At 51.4% G+C, this 3,213-nt stretch carries 3 protein-coding genes; 1 reads left to right on the top strand and 2 read right to left on the bottom strand.

Annotation, left to right across the window (positions count from 1 at the left end; genetic code table 11):
• The first annotated feature begins 213 nt into the window (after positions 1 to 213).
• Positions 214 to 882 carry a 7-cyano-7-deazaguanine/7-aminomethyl-7-deazaguanine transporter gene (locus ACRC27_RS03880; protein WP_438629301.1) on the top strand — a complete coding sequence of 223 codons (669 nt, stop codon included), beginning with the start codon at positions 214 to 216 and terminating at the stop codon, positions 880 to 882.
• A gap of 107 nt (positions 883 to 989) precedes the next feature.
• On the opposite strand, the gene glpC is transcribed toward ACRC27_RS03880, so the two are convergent.
• Both glpC and glpB read right to left on the bottom strand, forming a co-directional pair.
• On the bottom strand, positions 990 to 2,192 hold the full coding sequence (gene glpC, locus ACRC27_RS03875; RefSeq protein ID WP_438623839.1) for an anaerobic glycerol-3-phosphate dehydrogenase subunit GlpC: 1,203 nt from the start codon (positions 2,190 to 2,192) through the stop codon (positions 990 to 992).
• Positions 2,189 to 3,213: anaerobic glycerol-3-phosphate dehydrogenase subunit GlpB (gene glpB, locus ACRC27_RS03870; RefSeq protein ID WP_438639235.1), on the bottom strand; the 1,025-nt coding region annotated here is incomplete at its 5' end. The genes glpB and glpC, both read right to left, overlap by 4 nt.

Raw genomic sequence — 3,213 nt, 5'->3', positions numbered from 1 at the left:
GTGGCGGTATTGCAGTTTTTAACGACTCAACAGGCTCTCTTTACCACGGTGCTGGACAATAGCTGACAGTTGCGCAACACACAGGTATACTCTGCGCCGTAGGTCAGTCTATGCCGGTGTTGTATCTTCTGTTTTGTAGGCAAAACCGGCTGTGGCTGATAAATTTCTGGTATTGGGTTCCCTCACCCCAACTAACAAAAAGGTGGACGTGTCATGCTCTCTTTTAGCCGCGACCAGCAGCGCCATGCGCTGATCTGGCTGGTTTTGTTTCATGTTTTTATCATCGCTTCAAGTAACTATCTGGTGCAGTTGCCGATCACGATTTTTGGTTTTCATACCACGTGGGGCGCATTCTCGTTTCCGTTTATCTTTTTAGCCACTGATTTAACGGTCAGAATTTATGGTGCGGCAATGGCGCGCCGGATCATTCTTGCTGTGATGTTGCCTTCGTTACTGATCTCGTATGTGGTTTCTGTGCTGTTTTTGGCAGGAAGCTATCAGGGGTTCGCTTCACTGGCGACATTTAATCTGTTTGTGGCGCGGATTGCGGTTGCCAGCTTTATGGCGTATCTGCTCGGTCAAATCCTTGATATTAATGTTTTTAACCGTTTACGTCAGATGAAGGCGTGGTGGTTGGCACCGATGGCATCTACGCTGTTTGGTAATATCAGTGATACCGCATCGTTCTTCTTTATTGCCTTCTATAAAAGCCCCGATCTGTTTATGGCCCAGCATTGGGTAGAGATCGCGCTGGTGGATTACACCTTCAAACTGATTATCAGTTTGGGGTTGTTTGTGCCGGCATACGGTGTATTGCTCAATTTTCTGCTCAAACGTCTGACACATACACCAGAAAAAGCGGTGTGGGTGCAGCAAAACTAACGCTGTCTGTATCAGCCGAGTAAACAACAAAAACGGGCAGCGGAGGGCATGCCCGTTTTTGTTTTAGCCTGTTAGCGAGATTATTAGCGACGTTATTCGCTGAGTTATCAGGCCAGTGCTTGGGCCAATACGGTGATCGGGTGCTCGCAGCGTTTACTGGTCGACATCTCAATCTGCCATTTGCAGGTTTCACAGTCAGACACCACAAAATCAACCCCGCTCTCTTCAATCTGGCGGAACAGTGGTGAGCCGATAGCCTGTGAGGTGTCGTAATTCTCTGATTTAAAACCGTATGTTCCGGCAATACCACAGCATTGTGAGTCGAGCATAATCAGCTCTATTCCCGGAATACGTTGGAGTAAATCAAGGGTATAGGGAACCCAGCCCATTTTTTCCATATGGCATGGCGTGTGGTAAGCCACTTTCAGCGGAGTGTGTTTGAGCGGCAAGGTACGGCCAGCGCTGAGTTCACGGTATAAAAAGCGGGTGACCAGATCGATGTGGCTGCGCACTTTGCTGTTGTCTATCCCCAAAATATGCGGGTACTCATCGCGCAGCGTGAAGGTGCAGGTGGAAGAGGTGGCCACAACCGGCAACCCTTTTTGTTCCACGGCGGTTTCCAGATGCTTCACGTTGAAGCTGGCCTGTTTTTTTGCTTTTTCGGTAAACCCGTTGGCAATCAGCGGTACGCCGCAGCACTTCTCTTTATCCAGCAACTGTACGCCAAGCCCCATGGCATTAAATACGCGGATCAGATCTTTACCCAGTTGTGGATGGTTGTAGTTGACATAGCAGCCGTGAAAATAGGCGATCTGCTCGGCATACTGGGCCTGCTTGTCTGCCGCATGTTTGCGATACCAGTTGCGAAATGTACCGTGTGAATACTTGGGCAGTTCACGGCGGTGATCGACTTTCAGTGCGCTGTCGAGCAGTTTGCGTACGGGCTTTAAGCCGGTAGTTAGGTTGATGATGGGGGCAAACGGGGTTGAGAGTGAGCCCATCAGATCGGTATGGCTTAAAATCGCATCGCGCAGTGTCGGTTTTTTCTGGCTGTATTGGGCACGGGCGCGTTGAATAATGTCACCAATTTTGACATCAGACGGACAAGCTACTTCGCAGCGTTTGCAGTTGGTGCAATATTTCAGGGCTTCATCATACAGATCAGGGTCTTTGAGCCGTAGGCGCTCACCATCAGGGCCGGCCTGCTTAGGGCCAGGATAGAGCGGGTTGACCTTCGATACCGGACAAAACGTAGTACAGGCGGTACACTTTATGCAGCTTTCAAAGCTTGAATCGGGGGTGATGCTCATGCGTGGGCCTCCTGACGTTGCAGGATCTGTTCTGCTACGGTAAGTGCAGTGGTGACGGACACACCGGCACCGCAGCCAAGATAGATAGGATCATAGCCACCGAGCACCGAGCCGATGACATATAAATTCTCAATGGTTTTTCCTGCTTTGCGGGCGCGTAACTGATTATCAACCTGTGCGCCGAACTGTAAAAACGGCTGACTGGTCAGAAACTGTGGGTTGCTCCACTGTGCGCGTTCTCCGGTATCAACCACATCCAGCCCAAAAATAGGCTCACGAATACGGTCAAATTCGGCGACTAAACCGTTGCTGAAAAAGCTGCCGCTGGCCAGCACGACATAATCGGCTTGTACCGGAATATCCTCATGATTTCGGGTATACAGTGCCTGCACGCGGCCGGACTCAAGCGTTGCGCTGCGCACCTGATCGCCGTTCATTAGCAGACCACCGAGCTGTTGAAAACGGCGTTTCAGAGCCTGTTGTAGTCGAATACCCAGCACTGAGGGTGGCAAGGTCGGCAATTCGAGCAGTGTTAAACCGGTCAGTGTTTGCAGACGAGCCAGCAGATCGTGCTGCTCAAGCCCCAGTACTGCCGGTAAAATCACAGTTTGTGCTTGTTGCGCGGCCCGTTGCAGTTCGGCGGCCAGTGGTGCTAGGTTAGTGAGCTGTTCGAGCACGCGGGCAATGTTGACTGAGCGAAACTCACTGGGGTTTGTGCGCAGCAGATCAAGTTGCGGCAAGGTCAGGTGGTCGGTAACGATATCGCAGTGACGGTACAGCGGGTGTTCGCGCAGTGTTGCGGCCGCCATTTCCGGCTGGAAATCATGGAAGCCTTCGATGCCGATCAGCGCAATTTTACTGCGCATAGCAACAGAATCATCACTGTGCTCTGCGTAGGAAGATAACGGATGTACCGGCACTGATGCTGGGCTTAACCAAGTGCTGCGCAGGCTGCCAAGCGGGGTCATCCGTAGATGATTGTGTTGTGCCGAGCCGTGCATCAAGATGCCGCTGTCGGCCA

Origin of the sequence: Plesiomonas sp. (genome assembly GCF_051650925.1) — a bacterium.
GTDB lineage: Bacteria > Pseudomonadota > Gammaproteobacteria > Enterobacterales > CAMTGL01 > Plesiomonas.
This window is presented reverse-complemented; position numbering and strand designations above follow the sequence as displayed.